We start from the raw sequence: 18,186 nt of genomic DNA, 5'->3' as shown, positions 1-18,186 counted from the left end.
TGATAAACAGGAGGGCTGCAGTGAGACTTTCTTAGATATACATCTCAAATGGTGAAACTTTTTACAAACTTTTACTTGCAGTTAACGCTTTCTCGGCAAGAAAGTGGTACGATGTGACCACTGACAAGATCACATTATAGGTATAAAGGATGAATAATATGAAGAGAACGACCCTTCTCTGCACATACATAAATGAACTATACCATTCTTTGAGATATGTACATAAATCCCTTCAACAATCTATGCTTAGTTACAGGCAATTCACCGGACTGCAAAATATTATGCGCAATAGAATGCTTACTACATATTTTCAACCAATCTTGAATCTGCAAAGTGGGAGCTGTCTTGGTTACGAAATATTGAACCGTCCTCCCGTATCCAATCTTTTTCCAAATGCAGAATCTTTTTATCAATTCATTGGTCATACGGATCAGGTGTTCACATTTGAGCGCTTCTGTCGTGAGATTTCGATTGAAAGATTTAGTGCCTCTTTAACGACAGAGCGTTATCCCGACAATACCGTCGTTTTTTTAAATATACATCCTCAGGTTTTAGCGGATTCCACTTACCGCAGCGGAGAAACAATCACTCTGCTGAACAGTTATGGTCTATCCCCTGAGCAAGTGGTCTTCGAGCTAACCGAAAAACAGGCAGTCCAGGACTATTTAGAATTCGAACGCATTCTCTCGAATTATCGCTCACTGGGCTTTCGGATTGCCATTGATGATGCGGGTTCGGGGTATAGCAGTCTGAAGGCGATTGTAAGTCTAAAACCGGATTTTATTAAAGTGGACAGAGCGCTGATTAGTCGAGTGGACACACATCCGGATCAGCAACACATTGTAAGGATTCTTAAACAATTTGCTGTCGACTCGGGGACCAGTATCATCGCGGAAGGTATCGAGCGTTACGAGGAAATTCAATTTTTGCGTCGTGAAGGTATCGAATACGGTCAGGGTTACGCACTCGGAAGGCCTGATACAGTATTAAGGCCGTCTCCCTTATTTTTTCCATAGGGGTGATTAAAGATTTGAAAAGTAGATGGTATGGCTAGGTATAGAGGAGGCGAATGGTATATTTACGCAGATAGGTGAGATAGCCGATACGATTCCTGTAGTTGCGCCTGAAACAAAATGTGATATCGTCTACAATCTTTTTAAATCAAATCCCAATCTGGAAGGTGTGGCGGTTATGGGGGAACAAGGTGTGTCATTAATGATGCGAGCTCGTTTCTTCCAGCAGATTGGTACACAATACGGCTATAATTTGTATATGGGACGCCCTGTGGAACTGGTTATGAACGCTCGGGCACTGGTTGTCGATTACGCTGAACAGATTACGGACGTAAGCGTTCTGGCTATGAATCGATCTGAAGAAGAGTTATACGATCTAGTGCTTATAACAGCTGAAGGCGTTTTGTATGGAGCAGTTAGTATCCGGCGTCTGCTGCTTGCTGTTGCGGATGTTCGAGCCGAGATGGCGATATTCATGAATCCCTTGACAGGTCTTCCAGGCAACCGAATTATAGATGAACGATTGGATCAGTTACTGCAGCTTGATTATTTTAGTGTTCTATACATAGATTTGGATCAATTTAAATCCTACAATGATAGCTATGGATTCAAAATGGGGGATCAGCTTATTCAAGCTACTGCTAACCTGCTCCGGAAGCTTTTTGTTTTTCCAGAAGCTTTTCTGGGCCATATCGGGGGAGACGATTTTATTGTGATATTAAATCATCATGACTTTAGGTACGTTTGTGAAGAGGTAATAACAGGTTTTGAGAAGATCAAGCGAATGTTTTACAATCAGGATGACTTGGATAATCAATATGTTTTGGGGGAAGGGCGTTCTGGACTGAACCGACCCATACCGCTTGTATCGGTGTCGATTGCTGTGGTCACAAACCGTAGACAACAGTATGAAAACATTGATCAAATTGTGAGTGAGGCGACCCGGATTAAAAAAGTATGTAAATCGGTAAATGGCAGCGTTATTTGTGGGAATGAGGAAGCTGTATAACCATCACTGTCGGGAAAATGACCAAATTCGGAAAAACCGTTATTTATCAGGTAGAAGAGACCTGGTAAATAACGGTTTTTTATTGGAGAATAGCTATCTATTATGTAATCTAATTAAACCCGAATGTCGAGCGATGTATAGGATGGGACAGGGGATGCATTGGATTGTGTTTCTTGAATTTTCCCTGGGTCGTTATGATTCTGTGTACCTTTGGAAATTTTCGATTTATTTTCAGCTTTGTTTCCCTCAACGACTTCCTGATTTTCCTTTTCCGCAGAGGATGAAGGTGTAGAAGACGAAACCGATTCTTTGGGTTCAGGCTGATGTATCTCTTTCATCAGTTCTCCAATCTTCTGACCTACTTTGCTCATTTGGGAGCTGATGTCCTGAACAACTTCTCTTTTTTTCTGGAATACGGTACGTTCAGCATTCTCAAGCATCATTGATTTGCCAGCATCATTACCAGCATTAATCTCCAGAACCAGTCGGTCAAACTTGGTTTCCCCTTCAATGGTCTGTATGGAACTGTTCATACGATCTCGCAAACCGACCAGTTTACCTAACTGATCATAAGTCTGACTATGCTTAATTAGATGGTCCATGGATGGGGTTTGAGCTTCATCATTACGCTGAGGTTGTTGTTCTTTGGTCTTCTCAGGCTGTTTTAATTTGTTCTTTTCCTCCATTTCTTCTGCTTTGATCTGGGCAATCTGCGTATCGATTTGCGTAATGGAGCTCGTTAATGATTTAATTCGTGCTGCTTTGGTTTTGGTGTCCAGTTCATCATTGGATTTTACAGCTTGTACTTCTTCATTAAGTCTGACCTTCTGCTGCATAAGTCCCTGAATTTCCTTCTCTCTGCTGGAGATATGGCTTCCGGGGGTGAAGCTGCTTTTAGCGGCAGGTGAAATTGAATTCATAATTTTCTCCTTATATTCGTTATATCGTGGATCTACTTACATATATCGGATGTTTCGAGAAGCGAGTGAAGATATGCTGGAGAATAAATTGACTGTCACTTGTATGTTGCTTACTTGCTGAGAATAATTGATAATGGTTATCAATGAGTGAAGGACAGTTTAGTCAATTTATTAGACGGAGTTGGGTTAATGAAATGTGGAATAATTATTACATACTCTGGAACTATGCTGCTGTGAGTATTGCGGATATTCGTTATATGGAGTTAGGGCCAACGGAGGAGCTAACCTATAAATTTCCTGCAAGCACGTTTGTATTCACCATCCAGGGTAAAGCCTATGTGACCATAAACGACCAGAAGCATGAAGTGAGTCGTTTTTATGTTCTTCATGGTGGAAAGGGAAGTGTGCTGCATATTGAAGCTGGACAATCCGGACTGAATCTGTTTTACCTTATGTACAAAGTAAGTCTGCCAAGTGGAGGAAGAACCGATTTGGGCAACATGATGGAGCGCATGAATCCATTTCAGTTAACCTATGGTTTTGCCCCCAAGTCACCAGTTGTGCTTTATGAGCAAGTAAAACAGATACACACGTTATGGAATCAAAAGAACCCCTTACATCATTTTCAGGCCAAAAGCCTGTTTTATCCTTTTGTAGAGCAAGTATCAGCACAAATTCCTCATGCTGCAGCTCGCTATTCTGTTACGGATCAGGTCAGCAAAGTCATCAAAATAGTGGAATCCTCTTATGCTGAGCCGTTGACGTTGTATGTTTTGGCCGAGAAGGTTGGCAGCAGTCCCAGAAGTCTGTCCCGCAAGTTCAAACAGGTTACGGGTTATAGTCCAATCGACTATTTGATTCAGTTCCGTTTGTTCAAGGCCAAGGAGATGCTGCTGCGTACCGACGCTACATTGGATGAGATCGCAGCAGGCATCGGTTATCCGGACGGATATTATCTGGGACGTATGTTCAAAAAACATACAGGTGTTTCTCCGCTTCAGTTCAAGGAGAAAACATCTGGACCCCTTAAATGGCCTGATCTGACATCGACCTTGGCGCGAAATGACATTTCCAGTGGAAGAGTGGAAAGGTATGTTTATAACGATGATGATAATCATTATCAATATAAACACGGAGGGTCATTGTACATGAATAGACAGACCAGAACGGGAATGCTGTTTAGTATTTTATTAAGTCTTACTTTACTGCTGAGTGCCTGCTCGCCAGGGGCAACTAGTAATTCTGGGGGAGAAACAGCGGGAAGAAATGGGACTTCGAGTACCACTAGCATAGTAACGGCAGATAGCCAATCGAGCACTTCCGAGCCTCGGATCATCTCGACAATTAAGGGAGATATCACGGTACCGGCTGAACCCAAGCGAATTGTAGTTGATTTATATTTGGGAAGCCTGATTGCTCTGGGAATCAAGCCAGTCGGTACACCGGAAATGAATCTGAAGAATCCGTATTTTATCAAATCACTTGAGGGCGTAGAGAATATTGGTGAATACGAAACCATTTCTCTTGAAAAGGTATTGGAACTTCAACCAGACCTGATTGTCACGGGTGATCCTGACTTGTTTGATTCGTTTAGCAAAATTGCGCCTACGCTTGTTGTTCCTTATGGTGAGTTGAAAAATACCTATGAAGAGATCGCTTATTTCGGTAAAGCGTTGAACAAAGAAAAAGAGGCTGAGTCATGGTTGGCCGATTACGACGAACGAATTGCGGATGCCAAGAAACGTGTAAGTGAAGCAATCGACGCAGATGCAGAAGTATCCGTTATGCAATTTTACGATAAAGCCCCATTAGCCTTTGGTGATAATTTTGGGCGTGGAGGTCAAGCTGTGTACAGTGCTCTCGGATTGAATCCTCCGGCTGCCAAAAAAGAGATTTTAATGAAAGATCAGCTTGTTGAAGTTTCGTCCGAATCCATTCCCGAATTTGCTGGTGATTACATTATTCTTACGGCAGACAACCTGACTGTAGAGGAATTGAAATCCAAGCCGGTATGGAGTTCGCTTGATGCCGTCAAGAATGATCGTGTGTTTATCTGGAGTCCGGATCGTTCATGGTACTTTGACCCCATTGCAACGTTGGATCAGACCGAGGAATTGGCAGCATGGTTCACGAAGATAGCGAAACAAAAGTAAATCTTTCGGATCATTGGTTGGTAAAATTGAATTCTGGTCAAAATACAGTTGATAATGAAAATTATTATCATCTATAATATAGGGATAATAGCAAATTGATTTTGTTGCCGAGCATCTACTCGCAGCTCCCAAAGTAAAGTAATCAACAGATAAATAACCGATGGCAGTTTTGTATAAGAAATGTTTGAATTTTAGCCATTGTAATTTGATAAGTTTCCCAGTAGACTAGGGAAAGAGTGATAATGAGAATCGATATCAAATAGTCGAGTGCTTTGGATCGAACTGATGGAGGTAACTACATGGATCAGCATTTGGAATTATATGATGTAACAATTATCGGCGGGGGACCTGCCGGCATGTATTCTGCATTTTACAGCGGGATGCGTGATATGAAGACCAAATTGATTGAGGCGCGGGATAAATTAGGTGGTCGCATGCTCTTTTATCCAGAGAAAATGATTTGGGACGTTGGCGGCGTTACCCCAATTTTGTGTGAAAATTTGATTAAACAGCTGGAAGAACAGGCTAGAACTTTTGAGCCAACGATTGTGTTTGAACAGCAAATTGAAGGATTCGAGCGTCAGCCTGATGGCACGATTCTGCTGACATCGCATACAGGAGAACAACACTGGACACGTACCGTCATATTGGCGATCGGGTATGGTATATATAAAATGGCGAAGCTGGAGCTTGAGGGCGCTGACCGTTATGAGGTTACCAATCTTCACTACACAATACAGGAGCTGGAACCTTTCCGTGGCAAACGGGTACTGATCTCTGGTGGGGGTGACTCCGCTGTCGATTGGGCCAATGAGCTTGAAGCACTGGCAGAACAAGTGACAGTGGTGCATCGTCGTGACCGCTTTGGCGGGTTGGAGCGCAATGTACTGCGGATGAGAGAATCCTCAGTGGATATTCGTACACCATACGCCGTTGATACCCTACATAGTCAAAGTGGGGAGATCATTGAACAGGTGACAATATCCCATGTGGAGACAGGTGAGAGTGAAGTTCTTGATGTGGATGCGATTATCGTCAACCATGGAATGAAGAGTGATTTTGGCCCGATCCGGGATTGGGGACTTGATCTTGGTGAATGGCATGTCACCACAACTGAGAAGCTGCAAACGAATATTCCAGGCGTCTTCGCTGCAGGAGACTTTGTAGATTATGGAAGTAAACTGTATCTGATTGCTGGTACATTTACGGATGCAGCTCTCGCGGTAAACAGTGCAAAACTGTATGTGGACCCTGAGGCGGAGAAAGTTGCCTATGTGTCTTCCCATAACAGCCGTTTTAAGGAGAAAAATAAAGCACTTGGTGTTGTGGAAGAATAGAATCTCTTCATATAGTTCCAACTCAAGTTTAATTCAAACGAAGTAGTTCTGGCTAATGCCGGAACTGCTTTTTTTTTGTTTCCATTTTCGGTATGAACCTCCTCAAATTGCACAACATAAAACAGGCACCGGAATTGAACATGCATCATCAACTGTCTATAATGAGCGTTAGAAGTGGAGAGAAACTTCAAGAAATGTCAAACAGATTAGAGTGGAGTGCAGAATATGAAAAAAGAATCTCAACGTATATCCACATTCATTCATCGGTGGTTCAAAGGCCCTGAGAAAAAACGCATCAAATGGTCGGAAGTTTATCTCGCTGTTGCTGGAAAAATGCATCGACTATTGGTGGAAGGCAGACGTGAACGTTCAGCGGCCAGAAGACTGCATCAGGATTTGCCTATTATCGCTTTGGGCCAGATGGAGCTGGAGCCGGGAGATATTTTGTATACACCAAGTTCGGAATCGACCTATTACGCAGGGCATATGGGAATTATTGGACTCGACGGTAAAGTGTATCACGTTCACCCTTACGGGCCCGTGTTTGCCGATTCGTTGGATTGGTACATCACTCGCTTTTATGAGGGAGATCGTTTCATTGTATTTCGTTCCCGTTTAAATCAGGCTGGTGTGAAAGCAGCTCAGTGGGTACATGATCATTATAAGCAGGTGAAATTTTATCGATTGCAGACGAATCTGCGCAGTATTGAACGGAACTATTGTTCCAAATTTATATACCAGGCGTACCAATTTACATCTGGACTTGATCTGTGGAGTCGCAAGTTTGTCAAGCTGAATCAGGGGTATATCTATCCGTTTCGAATTGAGCGCTCACCCGCGCTGGAGGTTCTTGGAACGTTTTATAAATAGGTACGTTAACCGACAGAGCTCCTTTCTTTATCAAGAGGTAGGGCAGGTTCTGTCGGTTTTTTTTGTATGTGTAGAGATTAAAAACAGGAAAAAGACCCAAAACGTCGAATAGATTATGAGATAGGCATGCACAACTTGGAATCGTATACATAACCTTTGCAGGACCAATTTTTGCCCAAACAGAAGCAATTCACTGCTCAGAAGGCAAACAAGGAAGAGAGAGAAAGAGATGAAATGGCTGAATTTTATACACAGATTCAAATCAAACTCCAAGGTAGTAAACCTATCCGATTATACTCCCAGGAAGGAAAGGAGGCACCATTGTTCCATTTGTAGTAAAAAAGTGAAGTCCATCGTGCATTACGCGTCTTCCCAGGGAAATGTTGCAGGTGTATGCAGTTCGTGTAAATCATTGGCAGAACATCGAGGAATGTTACCCATTTAATAAGGAAGAGATACGCTCAGGAAATAACAATGTTTTGATTTATGAGCGTTTTTGTAGTACATTAGCAAATGTATTCGAAGGAGGATTCTAATGTACTCAGGTAGACAAGACGATACTTTATACATCATGACCTACACCTTAAACAGCGGTATCAAGGGTACGGTTCCACTGTCAAATAAGCAGATTATTGAGTGGCTGGATTGCTACAGAAATGAGAAGCGCTTCGTGACCGAAATCGGCAAGGAGTTTTTTGGATTGAATGCAGGATTGGTAGCAGATTTCAAAGTTCAGAATCATTTATCGGATTATCAGCAGACAATTATGCCTACACAGCAGCAGGATAACATGGAACGCTTGTCCAGCGCATATAAATCAACTGAGTTATTAATGAAGATTGATTGCAAATGTGGTACGGCATATGTTACAGAATCACCATATAAGCGGACCAAATGGTACTGCACCAAGTGCAAAGAGATTGTATTTTTGGATGCCAAAAAAGGAATGGTAGAAACGTCGCGTGGCGACGCTTACTACATGACCAACAAATATTTTGTTTCCCGGGACTAGCGGGAGATGACGAATGGAAAGCATCGCTGTGAGGCGATGCTTTTTTGTGTGCACATTAAGGGTATGCTTTTTAAAAAGGAACTGCAATAATAAAAGCCCTTAAGGGCTTTTAGCATTCAACTTTGTGAGGAGGAATAAAGCAGCAGCGACAGCGCGGTTCGTAAGCTTCTGAATCACCAATCATGACAACAGGTCCAAGGGTGACAGGCTCTCCATTAACGATACGCTGGGTGAAAGCTGCATCCGGGCTTCCGCATACTGCGCAGAATGCCGACAGTTTCTCAATGTCATCCGCCATGGCGAGCAAACCGCCTATATATCCAAATTCCTTGCCACGGTAATCCATATTCAGACCATCCACAATGACATGTTTGCCACAGTAGGCAAGCTCGGAGACCAGTTCCATGATGGCGCTGCTAAAAAATTGAACCTCGTCAAATGCAACAACATCAGCATCTTTGGTCTGAGTCAGGATCATCTCTACGGACTCCGGGGTCAATTGCCGGGGAATGGAATGGGCAGGCAGACGATAGCCGATACGGCTAACGATCTCGTCTTGGGCAAACCGATCATCTTCGGCGGGTTTGTAGGCAACGACCTTTTTACGGCCAAATTGAATTAATTTCTGACAACGGCGAATGAGTTCACCGGATTTTTCACTAAACATAGGTCCTGTAATTACGGTAATTCGTCCTGTTTGCACAGTTCTGTTACTCCTCTCACATACGGGATTCAACAAAAAAAAGCGACCATTACAGAGTACCACAAAATCTTTAGTAAGAGCCAGAACTAATCTGAGCAGCTTTGTGTTACTATATGGATTGTTAAGCTGTTGGTTACGATAGTGCAGTGCATGAACCAGTAGCGATTGAAAAGAGGTGTTTACGATGAGTGAAGCATTATCCGAATTACAGGAGCGATATGAACGTTTGAAAGGACAGTCAGTCCTTGACGAAGCTGCGCAGGCGTTGTTTACAGACTTGTTCGCTGAAGCGGAGCGGCTGCAAGCCAGTAATCTGACGTTGCGCAGAACGATACTGAAGTCCTCTTCCAAAGAGTCACGCATGTCTACCAAGCTGCGGGATGCATTATACGAATAACCCGGAGACTACTCCGGGTTCTCTTCTGTCTGCAATTTGCGGGGAAATAGAATACCTGCTGTAATTCTGGGAATCATGGCGAAGGTGAGGCCAATGCCAGCAAACATATAGATGATTGTAAATGCCTTGCCGAATCCGGTCGACGGTACGAAATCCGGGTGTCCCACTGTCGTTAGAGTTACTGCGCAGAAGTAGAGTGCATCAATCCAGTGAAGGCCTTCAACACGGGTATAAAATAACGTGCCCGAGAGAAGTGTCGCCGCAGTCAATACAAAAAGAGCCAGGAACTTCTGGTCCTTGAAGGCATGAAAAATGCCTTTAAGCAGTCTTTTCAGCGTAATGATAAACGATACCATATTGATCCATCCTGTCTATGGAAGAGTGGGCATTGTGCATATTCAAGATGCTAACTCTGAATTTATGCAAAATACGTGTTTGAATAAATAAGCATTATACCTGATCGAGTACCGTATATAAAGGCAGATGTAAAGTTCGGAAGTTGAAATGTTGCGTAGCCAGAAAAAATGACAAAAAGCCCGGACTCAGGAAGTCGTACCGGGCGTCTCTGCTTTGTCGGCTGAGGGTGCGCTTTTTGAACGAAAACGGGGTCCTACATAATTACGCTTGCGGTCACGGAACAGAATCCAGCCTCCCAGAAAACTCATGCCTGCGGCGAACAGGACAAGTCCTCCACCAAAGGAGAGCCATTGAAAACCTGGTGAGATCTGCTCGTTCCCATGCTCGGCATAATACAGGAAAAGGGCGTCCTTCATCATCAGAAAACCCTTCATTGCCATTAACCCGGGAATGACCAGAACAATAATCGCTACAAATCGTGCAAAGATCAGTCTAGTATTCATCACCATTAAACTCCTTCTGCCTGAGGTTGACGTAAAATAAAGGTTGCGCTTACAGGTCATACCTGATTCCATCATAGCTTGGTTTCCAGAAGCTGTCCATGCGTTTCAGGGTCAAATTTTGAGTTGACTGCTCAAGGGGAGTACAATGGAATATAGATAACGTCTATGAAAAAGAGAATCATTTGAATTATCATCTTACAAATATATTGAAATTGTATTGAAATAATATGGATAGAGGAGAACATTAAAGATGCCAATTACATGTGATGTTGCCATTCTTGGAGGAGGAACGGGAGGGTACGTTGCTGCCATCCGTGCCGCACAATTAGGAAAACAGGTTGTTATTATCGAGAAGGATAAGCTCGGAGGCACCTGTCTGCATCGTGGCTGTATTCCGAGCAAGGCGTTGCTGCGAAGTGCGGAAGTGTATGCAGAGATCCAAGAGAGCGAAATGTATGGAATTGAAACAGCTGGAGCGACACTTGTATTTCCGAAGGTTCAGGCGCGCAAGGATGCAATTGTGGAGCAGCTTCATCAAGGTGTGCAGTATTTAATGAAAAAAAATAAAATTCAGGTCGTACATGCCAAAGGGCGCGTGATCGGACCTTCCATTTTCTCTCCTCAGAGCGGTGCAGTGGCTGTCGAGTTTGAAGATGGCGAGATGGATACGGTTGTGCCAACCAATCTCATTATTGCTACCGGGTCTCGCCCGCGGGTACTGCCGGGTCTTGAGCCAGACGGCCGATACATCATGAGCAGTGATGAAGCTTTGCGAATGGACGAATTACCGGCATCCCTGATCATTGTTGGTGGTGGCGTGATTGGCCTCGAATGGGCCTCCATGCTGAATGATTTTGGCGTCGAAATTACAGTTGTTGAAGCCGCTGCTCATGTATTGCCAGCAGAGGATGAAGATGTAGCGAAGGAAATGCAGAGACTGCTTGGGAAACGCGGTGTTCGCTTCCTAACAGGCGCTAGCGTTCTGACAGAGACATATAGCATACAGAAAGACGGTATTCAGATTGATGTCAAGCTGGGGGATGAGAAGCAAGAGACCCTGAAAGCGGACAAGATGCTGGTGTCGGTTGGTCGTCAGGCCAATGTCGAAAATATCGGACTCGAAAATACGGATATCAAACTCGAACGCGGATTTATTGCTGTGAATCAACATCTGCAAACGGGTGAGGGACATATTTATGCAATCGGCGATGTCATCGGCGGATTACAGCTGGCGCATGCAGCGAGCCATGAAGGCATTTTGGCAGTGAATCATCTGGCGGGTGAAACGGTACATGCCGTCGAATCACATCGAATCCCGCGCTGTGTCTATACTCGTCCGGAAGCAGCGAGTATCGGATTCACGGAGCGCGAGGCCAAAGAGCGTGGTTATGAAGTGAAGACAGGCAAGTTTCCGTTCCAGGCGATTGGAAAATCTTTGGTTCATGGAAGTCGGGATGGGTTCGTGAAGGTAATCGCGGATGCCAAAACGAATGATATATTGGGTGTACATATGATCGGTACCCATGTGACGGAACTGATCGCAGAGGCCTCTTTGGCTCAGATGCTGGATGCCACACCGTGGGAAGTGGGACAGACGATCCATCCTCACCCAACTTTGTCGGAAATCATGGGTGAAGCCATGTTGGCAGTAGACGGAAAATCGATTGGAATGTAAGCCGGACAGGCTTATGAGAAAGGTCCTTTCCTTTTTTGGGCAAATGGGATTATAATAAGGTTAAGCCAAGTCTTAGTACCAGGTTATAAGATCGGGTAGTAAGACGGGCATAGGCTTTGATTAAAAGGAGGTACCTCATATGAGTTCAAAAGGTACTGCAGACGCGGTCCATCGGCATGAACAGCTGGGACTTAGCGATGGTGAAGTATTGGATATGTACAAATACATGCTGCTCGCACGCAAGTTTGACGAGCGCTGCTTGCTCTTACAGCGGGCCGGCAAAATTAACTTTCACGTATCCGGTGTAGGACAGGAAGCTGCGCAAGTAGGCGCTGCATTTGGTCTCGACCGGGATCACGATTATTATTTACCGTATTATCGCGATTATGGCTTTGTACTGGCGGTCGGCATGACTCCACGTGAGCTGATGCTGTCTGCTTTTGCGAAGGCGGAAGATCCGAATAGTGGCGGACGGCAAATGCCGGGTCACTTTGGTCACAAAAAGCTGCGGATTGTAACGGGCTCCAGCCCGGTTACCACACAGGTTCCGCACGCTGTAGGGTTTGCACTGGCTGCCAAAATGAAGAAGCAAGAATTCGTTTCTTTTGTAACTTTTGGCGAAGGGTCGAGCAATCAGGGTGATTTCCACGAAGGTGCCAATTTCGCAGGTGTTCATAAACTTCCTGTGATCATTATGTGTGAGAACAATCAGTATGCCATCTCGGTGCCAATTCACAAGCAGCTGAGTGGTAAAATATCGGATCGTGCACTTGGGTACGGGTTCCCCGGACTTCGTGTGGACGGAAACGATGCGCTGGAAGTATACGGTGCAGTCAAAGAAGCTCGCCGCCGCGCAATCGCTGGTGAAGGACCTACACTTATTGAAGCAATGATGTATCGTTTGTCTCCACACTCCACTTCTGACAATGATCTGGCATACCGGACCAAGGAAGAGGTTGAAGAGAATTGGAAGAAGGACGGCGTGCTTCGCATGAAGAACTATCTGATTGATTGCGGCATCTGGGACGAAGCCCGGGATGCGGATCTGGCTTCCCAGCTTGCGCTGGAAATGAAAGAAGCGACTGAATACGCAGACAACGCGCCATATCCGAAACCTGAGGACACTCTGACGCACGTTTATGCGGACAGCGAAGAAGGGGGACGGTAAGTATGGCGGTTATGGAATATATTGATGCAATCCGTCTCGCGATGAAAGAAGAGATGGAACGGGATGAAAATGTTTTTATCCTTGGTGAAGATGTCGGACTCAAAGGCGGCGTGTTTACTACAACCAAAGGATTACAGGATCAGTTCGGCGAAATGCGTGTCATGGACACACCTTTGTCCGAGTCAGCCATTGCAGGTGTAGCCATTGGCGCTGCGATGTACGGTATGAAACCTATTGCCGAGATGCAATATTCGGATTTCATGCTGCCTGCAACGAATCAGATTATTAGTGAAGCGGCCAAAATTCGCTATCGCTCCAACAATGACTGGAGTTGCCCGATTGTTATTCGCGCGCCGATTGGCGGCGGTATTTTTGGTGGGCTGTATCACTCCCAATGTCCGGAATCGATCTTTTTTGGCACACCAGGTCTGAAAATTATTGCTCCATACTCGGCATACGATGCGAAGGGACTGCTCAAAGCAGCGATTCGCGACCCGGACCCGGTTCTCTTTTTTGAAAATAAAAAATGCTACAAGCTGATCAAGGAAGATGTGCCGGAAGATGATTACATCGTTCCAATCGGGAAAGCCAACGTGCTTCGTGAAGGAGCAGATATTACGGTTATCGGTTATAGCCAGCCACTTCATTTTGTCATGCAGGCTGCCGAGGAGCTGGAGCGTGAGGAAGGCATCACTGCCCACGTACTGGATCTGCGCACATTGCAGCCACTTGATCGCGAAGCCATCATTGCATCCGCTCGTCTGACAGGTAAAGTGTTGATTGTGCATGAAGACAATAAAACTGGTGGTGTAGGGGCGGAAGTTGCGGCTATCATCAGTGAAGAATGTCTATTCGAACTGGATGCGCCAATTCAGCGTCTCTGCGGACCGGATGTGCCGGCAATGCCGATTAGCCCAACATTGGAGAAATTCTATATGCTGAGCAAGGATAAAGCCAAAGAAGCGATGCGTACACTCGCCGAGTATTAATTCGTGTAGTGAGATAGTTTAAAAGCAAAGTTTGGAGTGATATAACCAATGAGTATGAAATGGATCGAGGTCATTATGCCGCAGCTGGCGGAATCGCTGGTCTCGGCTACCATTGCCAAATGGTTGAAAAAACCGGGTGACCGGGTTGAACAATACGAACCGATCTGTGAAGTGATTACGGATAAAGTTAACGCAGAGATTCCGTCAACCGTTGATGGAATTATGGGTGACCTGTTGGTCGAAGAAGGTACGACCATTGCAGTTGGCGAAGCCATCTGCCGTATGCAGGTAGCTGCTTCTGATGCGGAAGCACCAGAGCAAGTAACCCAAGCTTCGCAGCAACAGAATGGTGATCATGTTCACGCACAACAACGTGCGAATTACGCACCTGCTGCGGGTGCAGCGAGTACAACAAGCCATGATCCCAATCAGCCGATGCGTAACCGCTATTCTCCTGCGGTTCAATCCCTTGCAGCTGAACATGGTCTGAACTTGCAGAGCATTCAGGGCACTGGAGCAGGTGGACGGATTACTCGTAAGGATGTACTGGCAGTCATTGCACAGGGTGGAAACGCTGGCGCAGCGTCTGCACAGTCTTCTCCTGTAGCAGCACAGCAGGTCTCTTCGGGAGTGCCTTCTGGTTCTCCTTTCAGCGGATTGAATCGGGGAAATGCAGACGTGGGCGCATCTGCGGGAGAAACCGTTCCAGCAGCCGACGCAGGCGTTCCTGTGAGACATTCCGGCATACATCTGACCGAAAGTCCGAAAATTCCACAAATCGAAGTAGAGGGCGGCGGACAGGGAAGATCCGAATACTTTATCGACGTCACTCCTGTTCGTAATGCCATTGCTCGTAATATGCGCCAAAGTGTATCGGAAATCCCGCACGCGTGGACGATGATCGAAGTGGACGTGACGAATCTGGTGATGCTGCGCAACAAACTAAAGGATGAGTTCAAGCGCAAGGAAGGCATCAACCTGACGTACTTGTCCTTCATGATGAAGGGGGTCGTTAATGCGATTAAAGACTACCCGATCATGAACTCGGTATGGGCTGTTGACAAAATTATTGTCAAACGGGATATCAACCTGTCGATGGCAGTGGGTACAGAAGACTCTGTATTGACCCCTGTCATCAAACATGCGGATCAGCGCAACATCGCTGGCCTGGCTCGTGAAATTGATGAGCTTGCACGTAAGACTCGTGAAGGCACGTTGAAGCTGGACCACATGCAGGGCGGAACGTTCACGGTTAACAATACCGGATCATTTGGTTCGATTCTGTCGCAACCTATTATTAACTATCCGCAGGCGGCGATTCTTACCTTTGAGTCGATCGTCAAGAAACCTGTGGTCATCAATGACATGATTGCTGTCCGTTCCATGGCGAACCTTTGTCTCTCCCTGGATCATCGGATTCTGGATGGAGTCATTTGCGGACGTTTCCTGCAACGTGTAAAAGAGAATCTTGAAGGATACACGATGGAATCGAACGTGTATTAAGAGAGAGCAAGTGCATCATTTCAATGAGTTACGAATGATGCCAAGCGCTGAATAGATGGATAATGGGAAAGTGTATGTGCCAGTGGCCGTGCACTTTTCCCGTTTTCTTCAATGAATGCTCATCATGCAATAAACATTGAAACAGAAGGGTGTGGGGGAATCATGAGCAAGCCGCTGGATGTTGTGTACATACCGATGCTTGATTATGAAGAGGCTTGGAACCGCCAGAAAGCGATTGTGCAGCAACTGGATGAGGGAGAAGGCGCGGAACAGATGCTGCTGCTCCAGCATCCGCCGACGTATACGATCGGTTCACAGAACCACCCGGAGCACCTGCTTCTCAGTGAAGATGAGCTGCGGGAGCAAGGCATCTCCTTGTTTCAAATTGACCGTGGCGGTGATATTACGTATCATGGCCCTGGCCAGTTGGTAGGTTACCCGTTACTTGTTCTTGGGCGGGATGAAGCCTTGGATTTACACGGCTATTTACGTCGCCTAGAGCAGGTGATTATTGATTACCTGGCTGATCAGGGTATCGAAGCGGGACGCAAAGAGGCGTACACAGGAGTGTGGATCGGAGATTTGAAAATTGCCGCCATCGGCGTAAAGTTCAATCGGTGTAAACATCGGCGCGGCTTCGTGACGAGTCACGGATTTGCTTTTAATATTACCTCGGGGATTCAAGAAGCAGGCTTTCAGGGGATTGTACCTTGCGGGATTGAGCAGTATGGTGTGACCTCGTTGGAGGATATTACAGGCAAGACCTATACTGTAGAGCAGGTTGCGCAGGATATCGTTCCATACTTTAACCGTATTTTCCCGTATGAGATTACCTGGATTACAGAAAAAGAAGCCCTTCCCCGTCTGTAAATCAGACAGTACAAGGGCTTCAGGTTTCTATCCGAACAATAAAGGTTCGAGCGCAATGAAAAGGGTGGACCCAATCATGGCGAGCAGCATGAGATAGATAATGATGCGAAACCATTTCTTTTTTTGCATGATGAGAGAACTCCTTTCAACAAATGAATAAACAGACCATAGTAATTGTATTGTACCGTATCGAAGAAAGGTAGGAAAGTCCTATGATAAAACAGCAGCGTGTTATTGATCAGTTTATGGAACTGGTGCAGATTGATAGTGAAACAACCCATGAACAGAATATATCAAACGTGTTAAAAGAACAGTTTACTCAGCTTGGCCTCAGCGTATATGAGGATGACACGATGGAGAAAACCGGACATGGCGCCGGTAATCTCGTCGTTACCTGGGAAGCCGAGGGTGCGGAAGAAGCAGCACCCATCTTTTTCACATGTCATATGGATACCGTAACGCCTGGACAAGGAATTAAACCTGAGCTGGGTGAAGACGGCTGGATTCGCAGTGATGGCACGACGATTCTGGGTGCAGATGACAAGGCGGGGATTGCCGCTTTGTTTGAAGCGATTCGAGCTATTCAAGAGAACAACATACCTCATGGGAAAATTCAGTTTGTGATTACTGTTGGGGAAGAGTCGGGTCTGTTTGGTGCACGTGCCATGAATCCGAACGATATTGAAGCCGAGTTCGGTTACGCTCTGGATTCCAACGGAGCTGTGGGTACAATCTGTGTGGCAGCTCCGGCGAGAGCCGAAATTCAAATGAACATCTATGGGAAATCCGCACATGCGGGCGTTAATCCGGAAGACGGCATCAGTGCCATTCAGGTGGCGGCCAAAGCAATTGCGGCGATGAAGCTGGGACGAATTGATGATGAGACTACGGCGAACATCGGCAAATTCCAGGGCGGATCAGCACTGAACGTTGTTTGCGATTTTGTGCAGATTGAGGCTGAGGCACGCAGTATTGTGCAGGAGAAGGTAGAACTTCAAGTGGCCCAGATGCGTGAAGCACTGGAAACGACATGCCGTAAATATGGTGCAACCGCTGAATTCCGCAGTGAGATTCTCTATCCTGCATTTGGCTTCCATGATGAACACGAGGTTGTTCAGCTTGCACAGCGTGCGATTCGGAGCCTGGGGCTGGAGACCAGCACGTTTGCATCCGGTGGTGGCAGTGATGCCAACATCTTCAATGGCTTCAACATTCCTACGGTCAATCTGGCTGTAGGCTATGAAGACATCCATACGACGAAAGAACGCATCCGCGCCGAGGATATTGTGAAATTATCTGAAGTGGTTGTGGCTATTATTCAGGAAACGGCTGCAAGTCAAAAGTAATCCAAAGAGACTGAGGGGCGAACCTCCCCGTGCAACAATTGAAAAGTCCGAATCCGGTACAAACCGAGTTCGGACTTTTTGGCAAAATCATGGTATATTTCATGGGTATTGCAGACCAAGAACAGTATCATTTACGTCCAGCGAGCATATCAACTAACTTGGCATCTGGACCCCACTCACGCACCCATTGCTTGAGTATGAGCTGGACTTGTCTGGCTTGTCCGACCACGTGTACGGATTGCGGTGTTAAATAACTGTTCATTGGTTGTCCCCCTGATTCGCTATATTTGTTTGAAATCGCTATAAGCTCACCATATGCCAAAAAACAGAGGTTTATACGTATAAGAGAACCAAAATTCGA

Annotated in this window: 19 protein-coding genes; 13 read left to right on the top strand and 6 right to left on the bottom strand. The window is 45.6% G+C overall.

Features of this window, described 5'->3' with window-relative positions:
• Nucleotides 1–242: 242 nt before the first annotated feature.
• Together MHB49_RS22870 and MHB49_RS22865 are read left to right on the top strand one after the other, a co-directional pair.
• Nucleotides 243–1,016 (top strand): EAL domain-containing protein, encoded by a 774-nt coding sequence (locus MHB49_RS22870; RefSeq protein WP_405153114.1) that lies wholly within the window; start codon nt 243–245, stop codon nt 1,014–1,016.
• Nucleotides 1,017–1,041: 25 nt separating this feature from the next.
• Nucleotides 1,042–2,022, top strand: coding sequence for a GGDEF domain-containing protein (locus MHB49_RS22865; protein WP_405153113.1), 981 nt, complete (start codon nt 1,042–1,044; stop codon nt 2,020–2,022).
• A 113-nt stretch (nt 2,023–2,135) separates the two neighbouring features.
• On the opposite strand, the gene MHB49_RS22860 is transcribed toward MHB49_RS22865, so the two are convergent.
• Nucleotides 2,136–2,942 carry a FlxA-like family protein gene (locus MHB49_RS22860; protein ID WP_405153112.1) on the bottom strand — a complete coding sequence of 269 codons (807 nt, stop codon included), beginning with the start codon at nt 2,940–2,942 and terminating at the stop codon, nt 2,136–2,138.
• Nucleotides 2,943–3,085: 143 nt separating this feature from the next.
• On the opposite strand from MHB49_RS22860, the gene MHB49_RS22855 reads away from it, so the two are divergent.
• From MHB49_RS22855 to MHB49_RS22840, 4 genes are all read left to right on the top strand, one after another.
• On the top strand, nt 3,086–5,095 hold the full coding sequence (locus MHB49_RS22855; protein WP_405153111.1) for an ABC transporter substrate-binding protein: 2,010 nt from the start codon (nt 3,086–3,088) through the stop codon (nt 5,093–5,095).
• Between the two features lie 299 nt (nt 5,096–5,394).
• Complete coding sequence (locus MHB49_RS22850; protein ID WP_405153110.1) at nt 5,395–6,432, top strand: NAD(P)/FAD-dependent oxidoreductase; 1,038 nt, start codon at nt 5,395–5,397, stop codon at nt 6,430–6,432.
• 225 nt (nt 6,433–6,657) lie between these two features.
• Nucleotides 6,658–7,302, top strand: coding sequence for a hypothetical protein (locus tag MHB49_RS22845; RefSeq protein ID WP_405153109.1), 645 nt, complete (start codon nt 6,658–6,660; stop codon nt 7,300–7,302).
• A gap of 535 nt (nt 7,303–7,837) precedes the next feature.
• Nucleotides 7,838–8,314 (top strand): hypothetical protein, encoded by a 477-nt coding sequence (locus MHB49_RS22840; protein ID WP_024630975.1) that lies wholly within the window; start codon nt 7,838–7,840, stop codon nt 8,312–8,314.
• A 109-nt stretch (nt 8,315–8,423) separates the two neighbouring features.
• Here the strand turns inward: MHB49_RS22840 and MHB49_RS22835 are convergent, their stop codons facing one another.
• Nucleotides 8,424–9,017 (bottom strand): thymidine kinase, encoded by a 594-nt coding sequence (locus tag MHB49_RS22835; protein ID WP_247898312.1) that lies wholly within the window; start codon nt 9,015–9,017, stop codon nt 8,424–8,426.
• 184 nt (nt 9,018–9,201) lie between these two features.
• Here MHB49_RS22835 and MHB49_RS22830 point away from each other — a divergent pair, with 184 nt between their 5' ends.
• The gene (locus MHB49_RS22830; RefSeq protein ID WP_247898311.1) at nt 9,202–9,414 is read left to right on the top strand and encodes a hypothetical protein; all 213 of its coding nucleotides are present in this window, start codon (nt 9,202–9,204) and stop codon (nt 9,412–9,414) included.
• An 8-nt stretch (nt 9,415–9,422) separates the two neighbouring features.
• On the opposite strand, the gene MHB49_RS22825 is transcribed toward MHB49_RS22830, so the two are convergent.
• Together MHB49_RS22825 and MHB49_RS22820 are read right to left on the bottom strand one after the other, a co-directional pair.
• Nucleotides 9,423–9,770, bottom strand: a complete 348-nt coding sequence (locus MHB49_RS22825; RefSeq protein WP_405153108.1) for a potassium channel family protein — start codon at nt 9,768–9,770, stop codon at nt 9,423–9,425.
• Between the two features lie 186 nt (nt 9,771–9,956).
• The gene (locus tag MHB49_RS22820; RefSeq protein ID WP_064636780.1) at nt 9,957–10,280 is read right to left on the bottom strand and encodes a DUF2627 domain-containing protein; all 324 of its coding nucleotides are present in this window, start codon (nt 10,278–10,280) and stop codon (nt 9,957–9,959) included.
• Between the two features lie 244 nt (nt 10,281–10,524).
• Between MHB49_RS22820 and lpdA the strand changes: the two genes are divergently transcribed.
• The 5 genes from lpdA to lipB all read left to right on the top strand — a co-directional run bounded on the left by lpdA (nt 10,525) and on the right by lipB (nt 16,479).
• The gene (gene lpdA, locus MHB49_RS22815) at nt 10,525–11,949 is read left to right on the top strand and encodes a dihydrolipoyl dehydrogenase (RefSeq protein ID WP_109998534.1); all 1,425 of its coding nucleotides are present in this window, start codon (nt 10,525–10,527) and stop codon (nt 11,947–11,949) included.
• A gap of 139 nt (nt 11,950–12,088) precedes the next feature.
• Nucleotides 12,089–13,117 (top strand): thiamine pyrophosphate-dependent dehydrogenase E1 component subunit alpha, encoded by a 1,029-nt coding sequence (locus tag MHB49_RS22810; protein WP_063565722.1) that lies wholly within the window; start codon nt 12,089–12,091, stop codon nt 13,115–13,117.
• 2 nt (nt 13,118–13,119) lie between these two features.
• Nucleotides 13,120–14,106 carry an alpha-ketoacid dehydrogenase subunit beta gene (locus MHB49_RS22805; protein ID WP_053784434.1) on the top strand — a complete coding sequence of 329 codons (987 nt, stop codon included), beginning with the start codon at nt 13,120–13,122 and terminating at the stop codon, nt 14,104–14,106.
• 48 nt (nt 14,107–14,154) lie between these two features.
• Nucleotides 14,155–15,609, top strand: a complete 1,455-nt coding sequence (locus tag MHB49_RS22800; RefSeq protein ID WP_405153107.1) for a dihydrolipoamide acetyltransferase family protein — start codon at nt 14,155–14,157, stop codon at nt 15,607–15,609.
• A 162-nt stretch (nt 15,610–15,771) separates the two neighbouring features.
• Nucleotides 15,772–16,479 (top strand): lipoyl(octanoyl) transferase LipB, encoded by a 708-nt coding sequence (lipB, locus tag MHB49_RS22795; protein WP_405153106.1) that lies wholly within the window; start codon nt 15,772–15,774, stop codon nt 16,477–16,479.
• A gap of 27 nt (nt 16,480–16,506) precedes the next feature.
• Here lipB and prli42 read toward each other — a convergent pair whose 3' ends face one another.
• Nucleotides 16,507–16,608: a stressosome-associated protein Prli42 gene (prli42, locus tag MHB49_RS22790; protein WP_090810668.1), complete on the bottom strand. Its 102-nt coding sequence runs from the start codon at nt 16,606–16,608 to the stop codon at nt 16,507–16,509.
• 83 nt (nt 16,609–16,691) lie between these two features.
• Here prli42 and MHB49_RS22785 point away from each other — a divergent pair, with 83 nt between their 5' ends.
• Complete coding sequence (locus tag MHB49_RS22785; RefSeq protein WP_405153105.1) at nt 16,692–17,825, top strand: M20/M25/M40 family metallo-hydrolase; 1,134 nt, start codon at nt 16,692–16,694, stop codon at nt 17,823–17,825.
• Between the two features lie 127 nt (nt 17,826–17,952).
• On the opposite strand, the gene MHB49_RS22780 is transcribed toward MHB49_RS22785, so the two are convergent.
• Nucleotides 17,953–18,087, bottom strand: a complete 135-nt coding sequence (locus tag MHB49_RS22780; RefSeq protein ID WP_090900723.1) for a Z-ring formation inhibitor MciZ — start codon at nt 18,085–18,087, stop codon at nt 17,953–17,955.
• Nucleotides 18,088–18,186: the final 99 nt, after the last annotated feature.

The organism is Paenibacillus sp. FSL K6-0108 (genome assembly GCF_045040695.1).
Taxonomy (GTDB): Bacteria; Bacillota; Bacilli; order Paenibacillales; family Paenibacillaceae; genus Paenibacillus; species Paenibacillus pabuli_B.
This window is presented reverse-complemented; position numbering and strand designations above follow the sequence as displayed.